Origin of the sequence: Candidatus Portiera aleyrodidarum, from assembly GCF_000953295.1 — a bacterium.
Classification (GTDB): Bacteria; Pseudomonadota; Gammaproteobacteria; order Johnevansiales; family Johnevansiaceae; genus Portiera; species Portiera aleyrodidarum_A.
Genome location: NZ_LN649255.1, coordinates 1 through 22,183 on the forward strand (window position 1 = coordinate 1; position 22,183 = coordinate 22,183).

Consider the following 22,183-nt stretch of genomic DNA (forward strand, 5'->3'; position numbering starts at 1 on the left):
ATGGGAAAAATTATAGGTATTGATTTAGGTACTACAAACTCTTGTGTAGCTGTATTAGATAATGGAAAAAGTCGTGTAATTGAAAATTCAGAAGGTGCGCGAACCACTCCTTCTATAATTGCGTATACAGATGAGAATGAAATATTAGTTGGGCAAGCTGCAAAACGGCAAGCTGTAACAAATCCATCTAAGACTTTATACGCAATCAAACGTCTTATCGGTCGCAAATTTAATGATAAGGTAGTACAAAAAGATATAAAAATGGTGCCTTATAAAATTGTAAAAGCTGAAAATGGAGATGCATGGGTAAAAGTAAAAAATAAAAAATTAGCTCCGCCTCAAATTAGTGCAGAAATATTAAAAAAAATGAAAAAAACAGCAGAAGATTATTTAGGTGAAAAAATAACTGAAGCTGTAATAACAGTACCAGCTTATTTTAATGATTCACAAAGACAAGCAACTAAAGATGCGGGACGTATAGCTGGTCTTAAAGTAAAACGTATAATTAATGAACCAACTGCAGCAGCTTTGGCTTATGGTATGGATAAGACTAGAGGTGATAAAAAAATAGCAGTTTATGATTTAGGTGGAGGAACTTTTGATATTTCAATTATAGAAATTGCAGATGTAGATGGTGAAACTCAATTTGAAGTATTAGCAACAAATGGCGATACTTTTTTAGGAGGAGAAGATTTTGATCTAAAATTAATAAATTATATAGTAAAACAATTTCAAACAGAAAGTGGGATTGATTTATCAGGAGATTCTTTAGCAATGCAAAGGTTAAAAGAAGCTGCAGAAAAAGGTAAAATAGAACTATCTAGTTCTCAACAAACTGAGATTAATTTACCATATATTACAGCTGACAAAACTGGGCCAAAACATCTTAATGTAAAACTTACTAGAGCTAAATTAGAATCATTAGTTGAAGATTTAATTAATAGATCTATTATACCTTGTAAAAAAGCTATCTCAGATGCAAAAATATCTAATTATGATATAGATGATATTATATTAGTAGGTGGGCAAACACGTATGCCTTTAGTACAAAAAACAGTAGCAGAGTTTTTTGGAAAAGAAGCTAGAAAAGATGTAAATCCAGATGAAGCAGTAGCAATGGGTGCGGCAATTCAAGGTGGTGTATTGGGTGGTGATGTTAAAGATGTACTTTTATTAGATGTAACTCCTTTGACTTTAGGTATAGAAACTATGGGTGGGATAATGACCCCATTAATAGAAAAGAATACTACAATCCCTACTAAAAAAACACAAATATTTTCAACAGCAGAAGATAATCAAACTGCAGTAACTATTCATGCTTTACAAGGCGAACGTAAAAAAGCTTTACAAAATAAATCCTTAGGTAGATTTGATTTAACAGATATACCTCCAGCTCCTAGAGGGACTCCACAAATTGAAGTAGGGTTTGATTTAGATGCTAATGGAATCTTAAATATTACAGCTAAAGATAAAGCAACTGGGAAAGAACAATCTATTGTAATCAAATCTTCTGGTGGTCTTACTGAAGATGAAATAAATAAGATGATTAAAGATGCAGAATCAAATAAAGAAGAAGATAAAAAATTTGAAGAATTAGTAAAAATAAGAAATCAATCAGATGGTATGATTCATACTATACGTAAAACATTAAAAGAAATAAAAAATAAAGATGAAAAAAAGAAAATTGAATCTTTAATTTCTAATCTTGAAGAAACATTAAAAAGTGATGAGATAAAAAAAATAAAAGATGATCTTAATAAACTTACTGAAGAATATAGTAAAGTTTCTCAAAAAATATATTCAGATAAAAAAAATAATGTTTCTTCTAATAAAAAAGAAGGAGATGTAGTGGATGCTGAATATGAAGAAGTTAATAATAAAAATAATAAAAAAAAATAATATATAAAGGCTTTATTTATTAATGTCCAAACGTGATTATTATGAAGTATTAGGTATTAGTAGAAATGCAGATCAAAAAGAAATAAAAAAAGCATATCGGAGATTAGCTCAAAAATATCATCCAGATAGAAATCCTAATGATAAACAAGCAGAAAAACGGTTTCGTGAAATATCTGAAGCATATGAAATACTTTCAGTAAAAGAGAAAAGAACTGCATATGATCAATTTGGCCATTCAGGAATAGAAGATGGTCAAACAAATAATAATTTTAATACAGGTTTTAGTGATATGTTTGGAGATGTTTTCGGTGATATTTTTGGAAGTAGTAATAAAAGATCAAATAGTCCACAAAGAGGGTCTGATTTACGTTATAAATTAAATATTGAACTTGAAGAAGCTATATATGGTAAAAAAATAAATATTACTTTAAAAAAATTAGTTAAATGTAATAGATGTAATGGTAATAGATCAGAACCAGGTTATAAAACTAAATATTGTCCTAGTTGTAAAGGTTTAGGGCAAATACGGATGCATCAAGGGTTTTTTTCTATACAACAAACTTGCAATAATTGTAAAGGGAATGGTGAAATTATAGATAAATCTTGTATCAAATGTAATGGAGAAGGTCGTATAAATGATAAAAAAAAATTATCTATTAAAATCCCACCTGGAGTAGATAATGGTGATCGGATAAGAATTATAGGGGAAGGAGAAAGTGGTATTAATGGAGGAAAATATGGAGATTTATATGTACAAATAGCTATAAAACCACATAAGATTTTTATTAGAGAAGGTAAAAATTTATATTGTTCAATACCAATCAATTTTGTAGATGCGGCATTAGGGGGAGTATTAGAAGTACCAACTTTAGAAGGAAATCAAGTTAAATTAAAAATCCCAGCTGGAACCCAAACAGGAAAACAATTTAGAATTAAAGGAAAAGGGGTTAAATCAATACGTAGTAATTATCCAGGAGATTTATTGTGTAAAGTAATAATAGAAACCCCTATTAATCTTAATAAAAATCAAAAAGAATTATTACGTAAATTTCAAAAAAGTATTGAAAAAAAAACATTCTAAAAAAAAATTGGTTTTAATGTGTAAAAATTTTTAGGATTTTAAATTAGCTTCAAATTCTGTTTTTTCAATTGGATCAATTTCTTTAATTGATAATTTTATTTTTCCTTTATTATCTTTTTCTAAAACTTTTACTGGTACAATATCTCCTTCATTAATAAAATCTCTTATATTTTTAACATGGCCTGAACTAATTTGTGAAATATGAACCAGGCCATCAGTTCCAGGCAGAAAATTAACAAAAGCACCAAAATCCATTATACGTATTACTTTCCCTCTATAGATTTTATTAATTTTAGCTTCTTCAGTAATCATCTTAATAGCTTCAATAGCTTTTTGTGAATTAATTTTATTATTCGCAAAAATATGTATTTTTCCATCATCTTTAATATCTATAATAGTCTTTGTGCTATCACATATTTTTTTTATAGTTATTCCCCCTTTACCTATCACATCACGTATCTTATCTGTTTCTATTTTTAATATTACATTAATTGGTGCTTTATTAGAAATTTTTTTTCTACTTTTACTTATTACTAAATTCATTTTATAAATAATATTTTTTCTAGCTTCTAACGCTTGATTTAAAGTTAATTGTATAATTTCTTTATTAATACCTTTTTGTGTTTTTATATCCATTTGTAATGCAGTTATACCATTTCTAGTCCCAGCTACTTTAAGATCCATCTCACCAAAATTATCTTCATCACCTACTATATCTGTAATTATTAAATATTTTTCTTGTTTTGTAATTAACCCCATCGCCACCCCAGCTACTGTATAAGTTAATGGGACCCCAGCATCCATTAGGGCTAATGAGGCACCACATACTGAAGCCATAGAACTAGACCCATTAGATTCAGTAATTTCTGAAACTATTCTTATGGAATAAGGAAAATCTTCTTTAGATAAAACACCACTTACAGCTCTTTTTGCAAGATTACCATGACCAATTTCACGGCGTTTGGGTAAACCAATAAAACCTATTTCTCCTACACTAAAAGGTGGAAAATTATAATGAAACATTAAATTCTCATATCGTTCTTCTTCTAAACCTTCTATTAACTGAGCTTCACGTAAACTACCCAAAGTTATGGCAATAAGTGCTTGAGTATCTCCCCTAGTAAATAAAGCAGAACCATGTGCACTTGGCAAAATACCTAATTGGATGGATAATGAACGTATTGATTTTAAAGCACGACCATCTAGCCGTTTGTTTGTTTCAAAAATTTTATTTATAAATATTTTTTTTATTATTACATTTAATTTTTCATAAATTATTTCGTATTTATATTTAAAATAATTATTTAGAAATTTTTCAAGAACTTGATTTATAATTATATTTAATGCTTCTTTTCTTATTATTTTATCAAAAATATAAAATATATCTTTTATACTATAATTAAATTCATTAAATAATTTATTTTCTAAATATATATTTTTTTTATTTTCTTTTTTTTTATTATTTTTTATTAACCGATTATTTTTTTTCTTATATTCTTCAGTAAATTCATTTATATTTTTTATTAAAAATTGCATTTCTCTATGTGCATAACATATTGCACCTAAAATTATTAATTCTGTTTTTTCTTTTACTTCAGCTTCAACCATTAATACTGATTTATTTGTTCCGGCTACAACTATATCTAATTCAGAATTTATTTCATTATTTATATTAAGCCAATAACCAATTTCTTTATTAAACCCAACTCTAGCAACTCCAATTGTATCTATTAAAGGTATATCTGAAATACCTATTGCTGCATATGTCCCAATCATAGCAGCCATATCTGGATTAGTTTTCTTTTCAGCAGAAATTACTGTACATATTATTTGTACTTCATTTTTATAATTTTTATTTATATTAGGTCTTATTGGTCTATCAATTAGTCTTGAAGTTAATATTTCTTTTTCAGTAGGACGACCTTCTCGTTTAAAAAAACCACCTGGGATTTTACCTGCAGCATAAGTTTTTTCTTGATAATATACTGACAAAGGAAAATAATCTTGATTTTTTATATTTTTATTTACAACTACTGTACATAATACCACAGTATTATCAATAGTAATAACGACACTCCCATTTGTATTTTTAGCTATTTTACCTGTTTCTAAAATAATATTTTTTCCACCATACTTAAATTTTTTTATATATAAAATCAATATTTTTTCCTTTTTTTTTTAAACTAATGACGTAAATTAATTTTTTTAATTAAATATTTATAACGTGCTTGATTTTTTATTTTTAAATAATTTAAAAGTTTTTTACGTTTATTTACCATACGAATCAACCCTCTTTTCGAATGATAATCATATTTATTTTTTTTTAAATGATTTTGTAATATAAATATATTATTAGTTAATAAAGCTATTTGAACTTCAGGATAACCTGTATCAAATTTATTTTTACCAAATGCATTAACAATGGCAGCTTTATTTTTTTTATTAACAGCCATTTTATATATTCTCTCCAATTATTTTATTTATTAATTTATTTAATTTATAACTACGATTAATACTTACATCATAATGAAATCTTAATTTTGGGATCTGATGTATTTTAATATTTCTATAAAGTTTAGATCGTAAATAACCTGAAGCTAATTTTAAAATTTTTGCATATATATTATTTTTTTTATTTTCATTCATTATAGTCCAATAAATCTCAGCATATTTAATATCTTTACTAACTATTACAGACTGTATTATAATTATTTTTTTTATTCTAGGATCTTTTAATTTATATTGGATTAAATAAGCTAAATCTTTTTTTATTAGTTCAGAAATTTTTCTAATGCGATATTTCATACATTTAATTTATCAAAACCTTCTATTTTATCTCCTATCTTAAGATCATTATATTTACGAATACATATACCAAATTCCATACCATTACTAACTTCATTAACATCTTCTTTGAACCGACGTAATGAATCTAAGTTCCCGTTATAAACAACTAAATTTTTACGAATAATACGTATTTTATTTTTACGTAAAATCTTACCTTCTCTTACTATACATCCAGCAATTATTCCTTTTTTTTTATTATTCTTAAATATATCACGAACTTCTGCTATACCAATAATTTTTTCAATCTTTTTAGGTTTTAATTTATTATTTATAACTTCTTTAATACCATCAATTAATTTATAAATTATATTATAATAAAATAAGGATATATTTTCACGTTCAATAATATTTCTAGCTTCACTGGAAACATGTACATTAAATCCAACTAATATTGCTTTTGATGGAATTGCTAATTTAACATCATTTTCATTTATATTTCCAACACTAGCTGATATTATCTTCACAATAATTTTCTCATTAGATAATTCATTTATAGAACTACGTAATGCTTCTAAAGTTCCTTGTACGTCTACTTTAAGTATAATTTTGATTGTATTTATTTTTTCTCTTTTTTTAAATAAATTTTGATTAAATAGACTATTATTTTTTTGTTTATTATTTTTTTGTTTTATATAACGAATGTTAATTACATCACGTGCTTTTTTTTCATCTGATACTACATTAATTTTTTCACCTGATTCTGGTATCCCATTTAATCCAATAATTTCTACTGGAATTGATGGACCTACTTTCTCTAAAGTTTTTCCTAAATCATCTATAATTGCACGTACTCTTCCATAATTTAATCCAGATAATACTATATCTCCTTTATTTAAAGTACCATTTAAAACTAATATTTTAGCTACTGGGCCTTTTCCTATATCTATTCTTGATTCTATTATTACACCATTACCTGGTGAATCTAATACAGCAGTTAACTCTAAAATTTCTGATAATAAAATAACAGATTCTAATAAAACATTTATACCTTCACCTGTTTTTGCTGAGACAGGGAGAAAAGGAGTATCTCCTCCCAAATCCTCAGGAATAAGCCCATATTTAGATAACTCATTACGAACCCTTTCAATATCTATCCCTATTTTATCAATTTTATTTATCGCTACAATAATTGGTAATTTTTCATCTTTTGCATGTTCTATTGCTTCTATAGTTTGAGGTTTTATACCATCATCAGCTGATACTACTAATATAACTATATCAGTAAATTTTACACCAATTGCACGCATTTTTATAAAAGCTTTATGACCTGGAGTATCAATAATAGTTATGTTTTTTCCTTTATCTATTAATACATTATATACACCAATATGTTGAGTAATGCCTCCTAATTCTTTCTTTACTAAGTTAGTTTTACGGATACAATCAATTAGAGATGTTTTTCCATGATCTACGTGTCCCATAACAGTAATTATTGGAATGCGGGTAATTTTTTTACCTTCATTAAAACTTTTATTTTTTAATATATTTTTTTCAATTTCATTAGTATTTCTAATTTTTGGAGTATGCCCAAGTTCTTCTACAACTAAACAAGCAGTATCTTTATCTATTTTTTGATTTTTAGTAACTGAAACCCCCAGATTAAATAATACTTTTATTAATTCTGCGGCTTTTATTGCCATTTTATTAGCTAAATATAAAATACTATTTGATTCATAAATATTTATTTCTCTAATAATATTTTTTGTAGGAATTTTAAAAGTATGTAAATTAGATTTATTATTGTTTTTTTTTATTTTTTTCTTATCTTCTTCTAAAGACTTTTTTTTATTATTACGATTATCTTTTTTTTGTAAAAATTGTTTATTATTTTTATTTCTTTCTATTTTTTCTGTATTTATTTTTAAAAAAGTCTTTTTTTTACGTATTTGAATATCTATTAATTTATTTTCCATATGGATCTTACGATTTATTTTTCTAGTTAAAGTAATTATATTATTTATCCCGTGTTGAAAATGAAGATAATTTAATAATATTTGTTTATCATTTTCTGTTAATAAATTATCTGCATTTTTATGTTTCAAACCAGCACAATTTAAATAATTAAGCAACCTATTTATATCACATCCAATTTTTATAGCAAAATCTTTAACAGTTATTTCTACCATTATCTTTCTCCATAAATACCTGTTAATTATTTTTTTATTTCATCTTTTCTTACTAAATTTAGCAATTCTTCTTTAGCACGTGATTTTAATTTTTTTATTAAATTTATATTAAATTCTTTTATATTTAAAAACTCTTCGACTGGAACATATACAATTTCTTCTAATGAAGTAAAACCATATTCTACTAAAAATACTGCTATTTTTTTATCAATCTCAAGTTTTAAACTTAAATTTTTAACTTTATTTTTTATTTCTTTTTTATTTTTTTTATTAGCTTCATTTTTAGTAACTACATTTAATATCCATCCTGTTAATTCTGATGCCAATTTTATATTTTGTCCACATTTTCCGATAGCTTTATAATAATTATATTCATTAACAATGATTTCCATACTATGTTTAGTTTCATCAACAATTATAGAAAGAACATCTAATGGATACATAGCATTAATAACAAATTTAGTATAATCATCATCCCAAAGTACAATATCAATACGTTCATTATGTAATTCATTAGAAATAGACTGGATCCGATAACCACGCATACCTACACAAGACCCTACTGGATCAAGATTAAACTCATTTGTTTTAACAGCAATTTTAGCTTTATAACCTGGATCTCTAGCAACACTTTTTATTTCTATTAATTCATCTAATATTTCAGGTACTTCTATTTTTATTAATTCAATTAAAAATTTTGAACAACATCTTGACAGTATTAATTTAAAATTCCGACTATTTGGATTTACCTTAAATAATAAAGTACGTATCCTTTCATTAATATTAAACCGTTCCCCAGGCATCATTTCATTACGTGGTAAAAAACCTTCAGTTTTATCATCTAATTCAATTATTATACCCTCTTTAATTATTTTTTTTATATTCCCACATATTATTTCACCTATTTTTTTACTATAATTACGTATTATTTCAGTACGTTCAGCTTCACGAACTTTTTGTATAAGAATTTGTTTTGCAATTTTAACAGCTATTCTACCAAAATTAATATTCTCAATTTTATATTCAATATATTTATTAAGTTCAATTTTTTTATTTATTTTTTTAGCAGCAGTATAAGGAATTTCTATAGATGATTTAGTATACTTTTCATCTTTAACTATTTTCCACCTACGAAAAGTATCATACTTGCCATTAAGTCGATTCATTTTAACTATAATATTTACATTTTGTCCTTCAAATCGTTTAATAGTTGCACTTGATAAAGCTTCTTCAACTGTTTTAAAAATACAGTTACGTGAAATACCTTTTTCATTATAAATAGAATCAATAATTAATAAAATATCTTTTCTCATACATTTTCCTATTAAAGGTTATACCTATTTTAGGAGTTTTAGGGGTTAAAATCAAAACTTTAGCGGGGATTGGATTTGAACCAACGACCTTCGGGTTATGAGCCCAACGAGCTACCTGCCTGCTCCACCCCGCTTTAACTTAATAAAATAAACAAGATGCCGAAGGCGGGAGTTGAACCCGCATAACCAGTTGGTTACTATCCCCTCGAAATAGCGTGTCTACCAATTTTCACCACATCGGCTGTATATATTATATATATTTAAAATATTACGTCAAGGGATGAAATTAAAAACAACTTAAAGTTAATGAAATTAAAAAATAAATTAATAATAAAAAATTTATTAATTTAGTTAAGATTTTATAAAAAAATATACTATTAGAACAATTAACATTAAAATATATAATAAAAGTTATTATATTTATAAAATATATAATATTTAATATTAATAAGAATTTCTTCAAGTTAATATTCCTAAATATATTTTTTTGGAAATTTTCCTTGCATTATTTTTTTTATCTGTTTAAAATTTATTGTTTCATAATGAAATAAAGCTTCTGCCATTAAATCAAGTTTCTCTATATTGTTAACTATAATTGAATAAGATATTAAATAACATTCTTCAATAAGTTTTATTATTTCTTTATCTAATTTTTCATAAGTTTTTATAGAAATTAAAAATTTTTTATTATTAATTTGATTATTTAATTTATATTCATCATACATTATTGGTCCCATTTCTGAAGAAAACCCCCATTTATACACCATTTGATGAGCTAATTCTGTTGCACATTTTATATCATTTGAAGCTCCTGTAGTAACACCATTAACTCCTTGTGTTATCTCTTCAGCAACACGACCACCAAATAAAGAACAAATTTTACTAATTAATTGTTTACGAGAATAACAATATCTATCTATTTTTGGTAAAAACATTGTAACACCTAATGCTTGTGCTCTTGGTATAATAGTTACTTTATATATAGGATCATGTTCTGGTATTAATAAACCTATAATAGCATGCCCTGCTTCATGATATGCTGTATTTCGTTTTTCTTTTTCTGACATTACCATAGAACGGATTTCATTCCCCATTATAAGTTTATCTTTTGCTTTTTCTAATTCATTCATACTAACTAAATTTAATTTCCTTTTTGCTGCTAAAATTGCTGCTTCATTAACTATATTAGCTAATTCAGCTCCAGAACATCCTGGAGTCCCCAATGCAATTATTTTAGGTTCTACATCATCAGATAAAGGAATTTTTCTCAAATGTAGATTAAGTATATTTTCTCTACCCACAATATCTGGTAAAGTTACATTAACTTTTCTATCAAACCTTCCTGGTCTTAATAATGCTTTATCTAACACATCAGGCCGATTAGTTGCAGCGATAACAATAGTCCCTTTATTTGATTCAAAACCATCCATTTCAACTAATAATTGATTTAAAGTTTGTTCTCTTTCATCATGACCTCCTCCACCTAAACTTGAACCTCTTGTTCTACCTACTGCATCTATCTCATCTATAAAAATAATACAAGGTGATTGTTTTTTTGCTTGAATAAACATATCTCTAACCCTAGAAGCACCTACTCCTACAAACATTTCTACAAATTCAGAACCAGAAATAGTAAAGAATGGGACTTTTGCTTCTCCAGCTATCGCTTTTGCAAGCAAAGTTTTACCAGTGCCAGGAGGCCCTATCATTAAAACACCTTTTGGAATTTTACCTCCTAATTTTTTAAATTTTTTTATATTTTTTAAAAAATCTACTAAGTCTTCAACTTCTGATTTAGCTTCATCACAACCTGCAACATCTCTAAACGTAATTTTTATTTGATCTTTTAAAATTACTTTAGCTTTAGATTTACCAAAAATAATTGGCCCACCTTTACCTCCAACATTAATTTGCATTTGTCGCATAAAAAATAATAAAACAGCGATAATAATTAATATTGGAAAACTAGATATTAATAACTTTGACCATATACTTGTTTTATTTGGTTCTCTTCCTTCTATCGAAACATTATGATTTAATAAATCATCAATTAAACTAGGATCTTCAATTGTTGGTCTAATTGTTTTAAAAATAGACCCATCTTTATGTTGCCCATTTATAAAATATCCATCAATAATAATATTACGGATTTTATTTTTATGTAATTCTTGTACAAATTGAGAATAACTTAAGATTTGTGTATGAGAATCAATACCAATATTATTAAAGAATGTTAATAAAATTGCTACTATAATTAACCAATTAATCAGGTTTTTAGCCATATTTTCACATTATTTTTTTATTACAAATTACAAATGTTCTATTAAATTAATTTCATACTTTACATTTCCACCTGGTGTATTTACATTAACAATCTCACCTTTTTTTTTTCCAATTAAAGCTCGTGCTATTGGAGATCTAATAGAAATTTTCTTTTTTTTTATATTAGCTTCATCTTCTCCTACAATTTTATATTTTATTTTTTTATTATTAATTAACTTTATTAAAGTAACTGTTACTCCAAATATAATTTTACCATTTGGATATATTTTTGTTATATCAATAACTTGTGAATTTGCAAGTTTATTTTCAAGTTCTTTAATACGTCTTTCTAAAAAAACTTGTTGTTCGAGAGCCGCATGATATTCAGCATTTTCTTTTAAATCACCATGTTTTCTTGCTTCAGTAATATCATTTATTATCTTATTTCTATTTATAGTTTTTAGTTTATTAAGTTCTTTTTTTAAAATTTTTTCACCTTCTTTTGTCATAGGTATTTTATTTGATGATTCCATCATTAAATAACTCCTGTATACATATCTTGAATATTTCTTACTTTATTTATTTTATTACAATATTTTAATGCCATACATATAGAATATGCGCCTGCAATTGTAGTTGTGTATGGCACTTTTTTGATAATTGCTGTATTACGAATTATATAATTTTTATTTATTAAATTATTTTTTTTATTTATTGTATTTATTACATAATTTATTTTATATTTTTTAAAAATAAAAATAATATTATTTTTACTAATACTTTTAACTAAAAGTCCATTTTTTAATATAATTTTAGCAGTTCCAATAGTAGCAAATAAATTAAAACCTAATTTTATTAAATTTTTTGCTATTTTTGAAATTTTCTTTTTATCATTATTACATACTGAAATAAAAGCAATAAGTTGTTTTTTTTCTTTTATTTTTATAATAGGCATTCCAATACTTAATTGTGATTTATAAAAAGCTTCACTAAAATTACTACCTATCCCCATAACTTCACCAGTAGATTTCATTTCAGGGGATAATACAGGAGCTACACCTATAAATTTATTAAAAGGTAAAACAGCTTCTTTTACACCATAAAATTTCGGTTTTATGTTTTTTAATATTTTTTGATAATAATTTAAAGATTTACCTATCATACAATTTGCAGCTATTTTAGCTAAAGAAAAACCTATACATTTTGAAACAAAAGGTATTGTACGTGAAGCTCTAGGATTTACTTCTAAAATATAAATTTTTTTATTTTTACAAGCTATTTGACAATTCATTAAGCCTATTATTTTTAATTCAATAGCTATTTTTTTGATTTGTTTTTTTATTTCATTTTGAATTTTTATATCTAAGTAAAAAGGTGGGAAGGAACATGCTGAATCGCCTGAATGAATACCAGCTTGTTCTATATGTTGCATAATTCCACAAATTATAATTTCTTTACCATCTGATAAAGCATCAATATCAATTTCTATTGCTTTATTTATATATTTATCTAATAAAATTGAATTTGTTTTTGATAATTTAAAAGCTTTTTTTATATATTTTTCTAATTCTTTTACATTATAAACTATTTCCATTGCTCTACCTCCTATAACATAAGAAGGACGAACAATTAATGGATATCCTATTTTTTGAGCTTGAATTAAAGCATCTTTTAAATTAAAAGCAATTTCATTTTCAGGTTGTATTAATTTTATTTTTTTAATTAAATTTTTAAATTTTTCTCTATCTTCAGCTATATCTATTGCTAAGTTATTAGTACCAATAATAGGAATTTCTTCTTTATTTATATTTTTTATTATTTTTAAAGGTGTTTGTCCACCAAATTGTATAAGAACTCCTTTTGGTTTTTCTTTTCTTATAATTTCTAATATATCTTCTAAAGTTATCGGTTCAAAATATAATTTATCACTAATATCATAATCAGTAGAAACTGTTTCTGGATTACAATTAATCATAATCGTTTCATATCCATTTTCACGCATAGCAATTGCTGCATGAACACAACAATAATCAAATTCAATACCTTGTCCAATTCGGTTAGCTCCACTTCCTATTATAATAATTTTATTATAAGTATTATTAATATTAGCTTCACATTCTTCATCATATGTAGAATACAGATAAGCAGTTGAAGTAGTAAATTCTGCTGAACAAGTATCAACTCTTTTATATACTGGATGTATATTTAATTTTTTACGTAATTCTCTAATTTTATTTTCATTAACATTTAATAATTTAGCAATTCTATTATCACTAAAACCTTGTTTTTTTAGTAAATATAAATTATCAAAATTAATATTATTTATATTCTTTTTTAAAAAAATATTTTCTATTTTTATTAATTCTTTAATTTGATTTAAAAACCAAACATCAATTTTTGTATAATTAAAAATTTCTTTTATTGTAAATCCAGCTCTAAAAGCATCAGCAATATAAAAGATACGCTCCGAGCCTGGATTTTGTAATTCATTTTTTATTATATTTAAAGAATCTTTTTTATAATTTAGTACTTTATTATTTAAGCCATTAATACCTATATCTAAACTACGTAATGCTTTTTGTAATGATTCTTTAAAATTTCTTCCTATTGCCATTACTTCACCTACAGATTTCATTTCTGTTGTTAATCTATCATTAGCTTTAGGAAATTTTTCAAAGTTAAAAATAGGTATTTTAGTAACGATATAATCTAGAGTTGGTTCAAAAGAAGCAGGGATTTTACCTTTTGTAATCTCATTTTTTAATTCATCTAATGTATAACCTATTGCTAATTTAGCTGCTATTTTAGCTATAGGAAATCCTGTCGCTTTTGATGCTAAAGCTGAAGATCTAGATACTCTAGGATTCATTTCTATTACTACCATTTTTCCTGTTTTTGGATTTATGCCAAATTGAACATTAGATCCTCCACTATCTATTCCAATTTCTTTTAATACAGAAATTGAAGCATTCCGCATTATTTGATATTCTTTATCAGTTAATGTTTGAGCAGGTGCTACTGTTATTGAATCCCCAGTATGTATCCCCATTGTATCAAAATTTTCTATTGAACATATAATAATACAATTTCCTTTTTTATCACGTAATAACTCCATTTCATATTCTTTCCAACCATTTAAATATTCATCTATTAATAATTCTTTTGTAGGAGCAATATTAAAACCTCTTATACAAATTTTTTTTAATTCTTCAAAATTTTTTGCTATTCCACCACCAAAACCACCCATGGTATATGAAGGACGTATAATACAAGGAAAACCTAGTTTATTTTTTATTTTATATATATCTTTTATATATCTAACTATTACTGATTTAGGACTCTCTAGCCCAATATTGTTCATTATATTAATAAAATTTTTACGATTTTCAGCTTTTTTTATAGTAGATATATTAACTCCAATAATTTTTACATTAAAAGTTTTTAATACACCATATTTATATAAATCTAATGCACAGTTTAAGGCTGTTTGACCTCCCATTGTTGGAAGAACTGCATCTGGTCTTTCTTTTTCAATAATCTTAGATAAAATTTCCCAGTTTATTGGCTCAATATATGTAGAATTAGCTATCTGTGGATCTGTCATAATTGTAGCTGGGTTTGAATTAACTAATATAACATATATACCTTCTTCTCTTAAAGCTTTGCATGCTTGTACTCCAGAATAATCAAATTCACAAGCTTGACCAATAATAATAGGTCCAGAACCTATAATTAATACTTTTTTTATATATGTATATTTGGGCATATGTATTCCATTTTAGAATTTATTTTTTTAATTTTTTTATAAATCGATAAAATAATAAATATGAATCGTGTGGGCCTGGACTCGCTTCTGGATGGCCTTGAAAACTAGAAGCAGGACAATCTGTCCTTTCTATACCTTGTAAAGTCCCGTCAAACAAAGATCTATGGGTAATTCTTATATTTTTTGGTAAATTCTGTTCGTCCACAACAAAACAATGATTTTGACTTGTAATAAAAATTTTTCCAGTTTTAATTTCTAATATTGGATGATTAGAACCATGATGCCCAAAGTTCATTTTAATTGTTTTTGCTCCACTAGCCAAAGCCAATAATTGATGTCCTAAACAAATACCAAATAAAGGAAGTTTAAAATCACACAATTTTTTTATAGTAGATATAGAAAAATTATAATTTTCAGGATTACCTGGTCCATTAGATAATAAAACTCCATCTGGTTTCATTGAAATAATTTCTTTAAATGAAGTTTTATATGAAACTATTGTAATACGACATCCTAATTTTTTTAATATTCTTATTATATTATATTTAGTACCAAAATCATAAACAATAATATGATTATTATATTTTTTATAATTATAATTTTTTTTATTATAATTTATTAATTTAATATTTTTATAATTTAAATTTTTACGCGCTAATTTTCTTGCTAATTTAATATAATTATTATTTATATTATTAACAGTTAAAATAGCACCATTTTTTATACCTTTATCTCTTAAATTAATAGTTAATTTTCGTGTATCAATATTTGCTATACAAACTATCTTTTGATTTTTTAAATATTCTCTTAATGAACAATTACTACGATAATTACTAATTAATATACTAGGAATACAATTTAATATTAATCCAGATACACAAATTTTTTTATATTCTATATCATATTTATTAATACCTGTATTTCCTATATGAGGATTAGTAAATGTTACTATTTGTTTAAAATAAGAAGGATCTGTTATAATTTCTTGATATCCTGTAATTGAAGTATTAAAAATTATTTCACCTGAAGTCTTACCATAATCTCCTATAGAAATCCCTTTAAAAATACTTCCATCTTCTAATGCTAATAACGCAATTTTATACAAATTTCTTTTCCTCTTTTAGTACATCTTGCATAGTATAATATCCATTTTTTTTATTTTTAATCCATTTTGCTGCAACTAATGCTCCATAAGCAAATACTAATCTATTTGTTACTTTATGATTAATTTCTATTATTTCCCCTGATTTTGAAGCATAAATTATTTTATGTTCTCCTATTATATCTCCTGCTCTAATTATTGAATATCCTATTGTATTTTTAATACGTGGACCATTTTTTTTCAGATAAACTTTAAGAGTATTTAGACTGTATCCTATAATCTCAGCTATCTTTTTGCCTATAAATAAGGCAGTTCCAGAAGGACAATCAATTTTCTTATTATGATGATATTCAATAATTTCTATATCAAAATCTTTTATTATTAATTTTTTTGTTATCTTAATAATTATATCTGATATAATATTAGCACCTATACTCATATTAGCTGACAATACAAATGGTACTTTATTTTTAAACATTTTTATTTTTTTTAATTGTTTTTTTTTAAATCCTGTAGTCCCAATAATTATTGATTTCTTATTTTTATAACAATATTCTAAATTTTTTAAACTTAATTTTGTATTTGTAAAATCTATTATTGTATCAAATTTATTTTTTATATCTTTTATATTTCCAACAGTTTTTATATTTAATTTACCTAAACCTATTATTTCACCAATATCTTTTCCTATTAATTTATTTTTTGGATTTATTACAGCACCTATTAATTTAAAATTTTTCTCACTTGTTATAGTTTTAATTAATAATTTTCCAATACGACCAATTGCCCCTAAAATAATTACTTTTATCATAAATTTTATTATTTTCCTTTTTTTTTACTAAAAATTTTTTAATAACCTATTAAAATAGATGATGGTAATGAAGCAAAATTTATTAAAGGACATATAATTATATTATCTATTAAATTTATAATTATAAAAGCAGCAATTGGAGAAATATCTATTATTCCAATAGTAGGAATAATTTTTCTTAATCTTAACATTATAGGTTCTGTTATTTGTGTTATTAATAATGAACCTGGGTGCTCAGATTTATTTAATATCCAACTAATAATAGTCAAAATTATTAATGCAAAAAAATATAATCTAATTAATATATTTAATACACTAGCTACAGATCCAATAAATAAATTTATTATTGGTGGTATATTATTAATATATAATAAATAAATTATAGATATAGAAAATATTTTAATAAATATAGCTGATATAAAAGTTGCTAAATCAAACCAACCAATAGATTTAATAATTTTTTTTATTGGACTAACAATAAAAGATGTAATTTTTATTATATTTTGTGTGATAGGATTATTTTTATCTGCACAAGAAATATGTAACGCAAAACGTAACATTAACAGAAAAGTATATAAATTAAATAATGTATTAATTAAAGATAAACCAATATTTTCCATATATTTTATACTCCAATAATAATATAATTATATTATATAATTTTATATAAATAAAAAATAATTAATATGAAGAATATAAAAAATATTTTAAAAAAAATTAAATTAAATACAAAAAAAATTTTAATTGAAAAAATTTTAATAAAAAAAATCAAATCTGGAAAAATCTTAAATATAAAAATAGGTCTAGATCCTACTACTCCTAATTTGCATTTAGGTCATTTTGTTTTAATAAAAAAATTAAAACAATTACAAGATTTAGGTCATAAAATCTTATTTATTATTGGAGATTTTACTGGGATAATAGGAGATCCAACCGGTAAAAATCTAACTAGAAAAAGTTTAACAAAAGAACAAATAAAAATAAATGCAATAAAATGTAAAAAACAAATATTAAAAATATTTAATCCTAAAAAAATAAAAATTTTATTTAATTCAGAATGGTTAAAAAAAATTTCTATCTTAAAAATAATTAAGATTTTATCTAAAGTTACAATCTCTAAAATGTTAGAAAGAAAAGATTTTAATAAAAGATATAAAACTGGTTCTAGTATTTCTATACATGAATTTATATACCCTTTAATACAAGCTTATGATTCCGTAGTTCTTAAAGCAGATATAGAAGTAGGAGGTATTGATCAATTATTTAATCTTTTAATAGGAAGAGAATTACAAAAAGTTTTTAATCAAGAACCTCAAAATCTAATTACTATGCCAATACTTGAGGGATCTGATGGAAAAAAAAAAATGTCAAAAACTCTTAATAATTATATTAATATTAATGATAAGCCTGGAGCTCTGTATAGAAAAATTATTTCTATAAATGATAATTTAATATATAAATATTTTAAATTATTATCAACTAAACCTATAAATAATTTTATAAAAATTCAAAATCTAAATCCACGAAAACTTAAATTTAAATTAGCTACTGAATTAATAACGTATTTTTATAATAAAAATATAGCAAAAAAAGCATCAACTTTAATAGGAAATAAATTTCTTAATAATTTATTTCCAATAAATATTCCTAAAATTAAACTTATTATAAAAAAATTTATAAAAGTCCCAATAATATATATATTAAATAAATCAGGATTAGTAAAAAATAATTCACAAGCAAAAGATTTATTAAAAAACAAAAAAATTAAAATTAATAATATTTTTATAAAAAAAAATTATAAATTAATTTTCAATAAAATTTATTTAATACAAGCAGGAAATAAAAAATTTGCTATAATAAATTTATTGGGGCCATAGTTTAAATGGTAGAATGCCTGCTTTGCACGTAGGAGATTAGGAGTTCAAATCTCCTTGGCTCCAATAAATAAATATTCGATTATTATTTGATAAACTTTAGTTAAAAGAACTATATCTGAAAATAAAATAGATTCATTTATTTTATGTATAGTTTTATTTTTTAATCCTAATTCTATAATTTGATGACAAATATTATAAATAAATCTACCATCTGAAATCCCTCCACTTGTCTTTATTTTTGGTTTAAATTTACAAATATAATTTATTCCAAAATTTACAGCATTTAATAAATTTCCTTTTTTTGTTATATATGGTTCTCCTGAAATATACCATTTTATATTATAATCTTTATTATTTTTTAAATTAAATAATAAAAAAACTTTCTTTACTTTTTTTTTTATTTCATTTACTGTAATTTCATTTGAAAATCTAAAATTACATAATAACTTTGCATATTTAGGTATTATATTATTTACACCCAATCCTGCATTAAAATTTGATATTTGAAAATTAGTTTTATAAAAATATTTATTACCTTTATCCCATTTTATCTTTAATAAATAATGAGCTATTTTTATTAATAAATGTATTGGATTTAATAAATTTTTTATATAAGCTATATGTCCTTGTACCCCATATACTCTAATTGTAGCATTTAATGAACCCCGTCTACCAATTTTTATTGTATCACATGTTTTAAAACTACTTGTCGGTTCACCTATTAGACAATATTTTATTCTTTCTTTTCTTTCTATTAATTTATTAATCACATATTTAGTACCATATTTTCCATAGCCTTCTTCATCACTGGTTATTAAAAAAGCTAATTTACCATTAAATATAGGATATAATTTTAAAAACTGACATGTTGCAATTATCATAGCACCCAAACTTCCTTTCATATCTGCAATACCACGTGATATAATATATCCTTCTTTATTTAAAGAAGGTATAAACGGATTATTTTTCCAGTCAATAATAGGGCCAGACGGAACAACATCAGAATGTCCAACCAATAATAAAGTTTTATTTCCAAATCCTGTGGTAGCTAACAAATTAGTCACTCCTTTTTTATTAAAAAATTCTATATTAAAACCAAATTTTTTTAATATATTACTAATTAATAATTGACAACCATAATCCTTAGGTGATAAGGATTTTTTTGAAAGCAAATTAAATATTAAATTTAAAAGATAAGACATTTTTAATTTTTTTTATGTAAATTTTTATTAAGTTTAACTTTTTTTTTATTTATACGACATTCTATTTTTCCTGTTATAGAATTTCTCATAAATAATAACTTATTTTTATAAGATAATTTTTTAGCTTTTACTATTTTTATTAAATTATTATTTAAATTTAAAACAGATATTTTTGAAGTTGATGTTATATATAACCCAGCTTCAATAATACAATTATTCCCTAACGGTATCCCACATCCAGCATTTGCTCCTATTAAACAATTTTTTCCGATAGATATTAAAATTTTTCCCCCACCTGATAATGTTCCTAAAGTAGAAGAACCCCCTCCTAAATCTGAATTTTTATTTATAAAAACACCTGATGAAATACGGCCTTCAATCATACCTGGCCCTTTAGTACCTGCATTAAAATTACAAAATCCCTCATGCATTACGGTTGTTCCTTTACCTAAATAAGCACCAAGCCGTATTCTAGATGTATCTGCTATTCTTACAGTCATTGGAATAATATAATCTGTGAGTTTAGGAAATTTATCAATACTAAATATAGTAATATTTTTTAAGTTATATTTAATTTGTTTTTTTTTTAAATCTTCAATATCTATTGGTCCGATATTAGACCAAGCTATCGTTTTCATAATATTAAACATACCAAATAAATTAATTGTATTTGGTTTACATAATCTATAAGACATTAAATGTAATTTTAAATAAATATCAGGAATATTTAAAGGTTTTTTATCATATAAAATAAAAGTATAAATTAATTTTTTTTTAGTTTTTATAAAGTTTTTTATTTTTTTTGCTTTATTTAATTCTCCAATATTAATTAATTCTAAATATAAAATTAATAAATCTTTATTAGATAAATATAAATTAAAACTGTTTGATATAATTTTTATATTAAATTTTAATTTATTTAATAAATTTTTTATAAAAAATGGATATGGATATATTATTGTAAAAGGATAATAAACTTCTAATATCTCATTTTTATAATTTTTCGTTGCTATTCCTAAACCAAAACTAAATATCATAATAAATATTTATCCTATAAATTTTTCATTTTTTCTAATTGTTGTAATAATAACACCTTTTTTTTTTATAATTAATGTATGCTCCCATTGAGCAGAAATACTTTTATCTTTTGTCAGAGTTGTCCAACCGTCATTTAATATTTTAATTGAATGTTTACCTATATTTATCATTGGTTCAACTGTTAAACACATTCCTTCTTTTAAAAAAATATCATTTTTATAATTGTAACCATTAAAATTAAGAACTTGAGGTTCTAAATGAAAATCTGTACCAATTCCATGTCCACAAAAATATTTTACAACACTAAATCCATTCTTTTTTGCATGATCTTGAATCATATTACCTATTTCAGAAAGTCTTACACCATCTCGCATAATCGATATTGCTTTGTAAAGACATTCTTGTGTAACTTTACATAATTTATAACCTTTATTTCTCTTATTTCCAACTAAATACATAGCACTAGTATCTGCATAATATCCATCTTTTTTTATTGTAACATCTATATTTAAAATATCATTTTTTTTTAATTTTTTTTTATAATTAGGAATTCCATGACAGACTATATTATTAAGAGATATACAAGTAGCATGTTGATAGCCTTTATAACCGATAGTAGCTGAAATACATTTATTTTTAGTTTCAATATATTTATGACAAATATTATTTAATTCTTCAGTATTTATACCAGGTTTAATATATTCAGAAATCATTTCTAAGATTTTTGCTGCTAATTTTCCTACAATTAGTAATTGTTTTATATCTTTTGATGAATAAATTTTAATATTCATATTTATTTATTTTTATAATGTTATAAAATTTATTTAATAAATAATATAATATATTTATTAATATTAAT

The 22,183-nt window shown here is 23.8% G+C and carries 18 protein-coding genes and 3 tRNA genes; 4 read left to right on the forward strand and 17 right to left on the reverse strand.

Annotated elements, in window-relative coordinates:
- Window positions 1–1,899, forward strand: coding sequence for a molecular chaperone DnaK (gene dnaK, locus PAD_RS00005; protein ID WP_219848697.1), 1,899 nt, complete (start codon window positions 1–3; stop codon window positions 1,897–1,899).
- A 22-nt stretch (window positions 1,900–1,921) separates the two neighbouring features.
- The gene (gene dnaJ, locus PAD_RS00010) at window positions 1,922–2,980 is read left to right on the forward strand and encodes a molecular chaperone DnaJ (protein ID WP_219848698.1); all 1,059 of its coding nucleotides are present in this window, start codon (window positions 1,922–1,924) and stop codon (window positions 2,978–2,980) included.
- A 30-nt stretch (window positions 2,981–3,010) separates the two neighbouring features.
- On the opposite strand, the gene pnp is transcribed toward dnaJ, so the two are convergent.
- From pnp to PAD_RS00080, 14 genes are all read right to left on the reverse strand, one after another.
- On the reverse strand, window positions 3,011–5,140 hold the full coding sequence (gene pnp / locus PAD_RS00015) for a polyribonucleotide nucleotidyltransferase (RefSeq protein WP_219848699.1): 2,130 nt from the start codon (window positions 5,138–5,140) through the stop codon (window positions 3,011–3,013).
- Between the two features lie 23 nt (window positions 5,141–5,163).
- A complete protein-coding gene (gene rpsO / locus PAD_RS00020) occupies window positions 5,164–5,433 on the reverse strand; it encodes a 30S ribosomal protein S15 (RefSeq protein ID WP_219848398.1) in 270 nt (89 codons plus the stop codon).
- Window position 5,434: 1 nt separating this feature from the next.
- Window positions 5,435–5,785, reverse strand: coding sequence for a 30S ribosome-binding factor RbfA (gene rbfA, locus PAD_RS00025; RefSeq protein WP_219848700.1), 351 nt, complete (start codon window positions 5,783–5,785; stop codon window positions 5,435–5,437).
- Window positions 5,782–7,953 (reverse strand): translation initiation factor IF-2, encoded by a 2,172-nt coding sequence (infB, locus tag PAD_RS00030; RefSeq protein ID WP_219848701.1) that lies wholly within the window; start codon window positions 7,951–7,953, stop codon window positions 5,782–5,784. Before infB ends, rbfA begins: the two co-directional genes overlap by 4 nt.
- Before the next feature lie 26 nt (window positions 7,954–7,979).
- Window positions 7,980–9,266 (reverse strand): transcription termination factor NusA, encoded by a 1,287-nt coding sequence (gene nusA / locus PAD_RS00035; protein WP_219848702.1) that lies wholly within the window; start codon window positions 9,264–9,266, stop codon window positions 7,980–7,982.
- 60 nt (window positions 9,267–9,326) lie between these two features.
- Window positions 9,327–9,400 (reverse strand) — tRNA-Met (locus PAD_RS00040).
- Between the two features lie 23 nt (window positions 9,401–9,423).
- Window positions 9,424–9,508: transfer RNA gene (locus tag PAD_RS00045), tRNA-Ser, on the reverse strand.
- A 44-nt stretch (window positions 9,509–9,552) separates the two neighbouring features.
- Entirely contained in the window at window positions 9,553–9,729 is a 177-nt protein-coding gene (locus tag PAD_RS00050; protein WP_219848703.1) for a hypothetical protein, read from the reverse strand.
- Window positions 9,730–9,739: 10 nt separating this feature from the next.
- Window positions 9,740–11,548 (reverse strand): ATP-dependent zinc metalloprotease FtsH, encoded by a 1,809-nt coding sequence (gene ftsH / locus PAD_RS00055; RefSeq protein ID WP_219848704.1) that lies wholly within the window; start codon window positions 11,546–11,548, stop codon window positions 9,740–9,742.
- Window positions 11,549–11,575: 27 nt separating this feature from the next.
- On the reverse strand, window positions 11,576–12,064 hold the full coding sequence (gene greA, locus PAD_RS00060; RefSeq protein WP_219848705.1) for a transcription elongation factor GreA: 489 nt from the start codon (window positions 12,062–12,064) through the stop codon (window positions 11,576–11,578).
- The gene (gene carB / locus PAD_RS00065) at window positions 12,064–15,294 is read right to left on the reverse strand and encodes a carbamoyl-phosphate synthase large subunit (RefSeq protein WP_219848706.1); all 3,231 of its coding nucleotides are present in this window, start codon (window positions 15,292–15,294) and stop codon (window positions 12,064–12,066) included. Before carB ends, greA begins: the two co-directional genes overlap by 1 nt.
- A 19-nt stretch (window positions 15,295–15,313) precedes the next feature.
- Window positions 15,314–16,399: a glutamine-hydrolyzing carbamoyl-phosphate synthase small subunit gene (gene carA, locus PAD_RS00070; RefSeq protein ID WP_219848707.1), complete on the reverse strand. Its 1,086-nt coding sequence runs from the start codon at window positions 16,397–16,399 to the stop codon at window positions 15,314–15,316.
- Entirely contained in the window at window positions 16,392–17,207 is an 816-nt protein-coding gene (dapB, locus tag PAD_RS00075; RefSeq protein WP_219848708.1) for a 4-hydroxy-tetrahydrodipicolinate reductase, read from the reverse strand. The genes carA and dapB overlap by 8 nt, the downstream gene beginning before the upstream one ends.
- A gap of 38 nt (window positions 17,208–17,245) precedes the next feature.
- On the reverse strand, window positions 17,246–17,827 hold the full coding sequence (locus tag PAD_RS00080; RefSeq protein ID WP_219848709.1) for a YggT family protein: 582 nt from the start codon (window positions 17,825–17,827) through the stop codon (window positions 17,246–17,248).
- 66 nt (window positions 17,828–17,893) lie between these two features.
- On the opposite strand from PAD_RS00080, the gene tyrS reads away from it, so the two are divergent.
- Together tyrS and PAD_RS00090 are read left to right on the forward strand one after the other, a co-directional pair.
- A complete protein-coding gene (tyrS, locus tag PAD_RS00085) occupies window positions 17,894–19,084 on the forward strand; it encodes a tyrosine--tRNA ligase (RefSeq protein ID WP_219848710.1) in 1,191 nt (396 codons plus the stop codon).
- Window positions 19,075–19,147: transfer RNA gene (locus PAD_RS00090), tRNA-Ala, on the forward strand. The genes tyrS and PAD_RS00090 overlap by 10 nt, the downstream gene beginning before the upstream one ends.
- Here the strand turns inward: PAD_RS00090 and dapE are convergent.
- Genes dapE through map form a run of 3 tightly spaced genes read right to left on the reverse strand, consistent with a single transcriptional unit; the run spans window position 19,129 to window position 22,115 of the window.
- Window positions 19,129–20,286 (reverse strand): succinyl-diaminopimelate desuccinylase, encoded by a 1,158-nt coding sequence (gene dapE, locus PAD_RS00095; protein WP_219848711.1) that lies wholly within the window; start codon window positions 20,284–20,286, stop codon window positions 19,129–19,131. The genes PAD_RS00090 and dapE overlap by 19 nt on opposite strands.
- 2 nt (window positions 20,287–20,288) lie before the next feature.
- Window positions 20,289–21,323, reverse strand: a complete 1,035-nt coding sequence (locus PAD_RS00100) for a DapH/DapD/GlmU-related protein (protein ID WP_219848712.1) — start codon at window positions 21,321–21,323, stop codon at window positions 20,289–20,291.
- A gap of 9 nt (window positions 21,324–21,332) precedes the next feature.
- Window positions 21,333–22,115 carry a type I methionyl aminopeptidase gene (gene map / locus PAD_RS00105; protein WP_219848713.1) on the reverse strand — a complete coding sequence of 261 codons (783 nt, stop codon included), beginning with the start codon at window positions 22,113–22,115 and terminating at the stop codon, window positions 21,333–21,335.
- Window positions 22,116–22,183 lie beyond the last annotated feature (68 nt).

Excerpts from the sequence above, each read along its gene's own strand:
- dnaK (WP_219848697.1), top strand. The coding sequence starts at position 1 with ATGGGAAAAATTATAGGTATTGATTTAGGTACTACAAACTCTTGTGTA.
- dnaJ (WP_219848698.1), top strand. The coding sequence starts at position 1,922 with ATGTCCAAACGTGATTATTATGAAGTATTAGGTATTAGTAGAAATGCA.
- rpsO (WP_219848398.1), bottom strand. The coding sequence starts at position 5,433 with ATGGCTGTTAATAAAAAAAATAAAGCTGCCATTGTTAATGCATTTGGT.
- rbfA (WP_219848700.1), bottom strand. The coding sequence starts at position 5,785 with ATGAAATATCGCATTAGAAAAATTTCTGAACTAATAAAAAAAGATTTA.
- infB (WP_219848701.1), bottom strand. The coding sequence starts at position 7,953 with ATGGTAGAAATAACTGTTAAAGATTTTGCTATAAAAATTGGATGTGAT.
- nusA (WP_219848702.1), bottom strand. The coding sequence starts at position 9,266 with ATGAGAAAAGATATTTTATTAATTATTGATTCTATTTATAATGAAAAA.
- ftsH (WP_219848704.1), bottom strand. The coding sequence starts at position 11,548 with ATGGCTAAAAACCTGATTAATTGGTTAATTATAGTAGCAATTTTATTA.
- greA (WP_219848705.1), bottom strand. The coding sequence starts at position 12,064 with ATGATGGAATCATCAAATAAAATACCTATGACAAAAGAAGGTGAAAAA.
- carB (WP_219848706.1), bottom strand. The coding sequence starts at position 15,294 with ATGCCCAAATATACATATATAAAAAAAGTATTAATTATAGGTTCTGGA.
- dapB (WP_219848708.1), bottom strand. The coding sequence starts at position 17,207 with ATGATAAAAGTAATTATTTTAGGGGCAATTGGTCGTATTGGAAAATTA.
- PAD_RS00080 (WP_219848709.1), bottom strand. The coding sequence starts at position 17,827 with ATGGAAAATATTGGTTTATCTTTAATTAATACATTATTTAATTTATAT.
- tyrS (WP_219848710.1), top strand. The coding sequence starts at position 17,894 with ATGAAGAATATAAAAAATATTTTAAAAAAAATTAAATTAAATACAAAA.
- dapE (WP_219848711.1), bottom strand. The coding sequence starts at position 20,286 with ATGTCTTATCTTTTAAATTTAATATTTAATTTGCTTTCAAAAAAATCC.
- PAD_RS00100 (WP_219848712.1), bottom strand. The coding sequence starts at position 21,323 with ATGATATTTAGTTTTGGTTTAGGAATAGCAACGAAAAATTATAAAAAT.
- map (WP_219848713.1), bottom strand. The coding sequence starts at position 22,115 with ATGAATATTAAAATTTATTCATCAAAAGATATAAAACAATTACTAATT.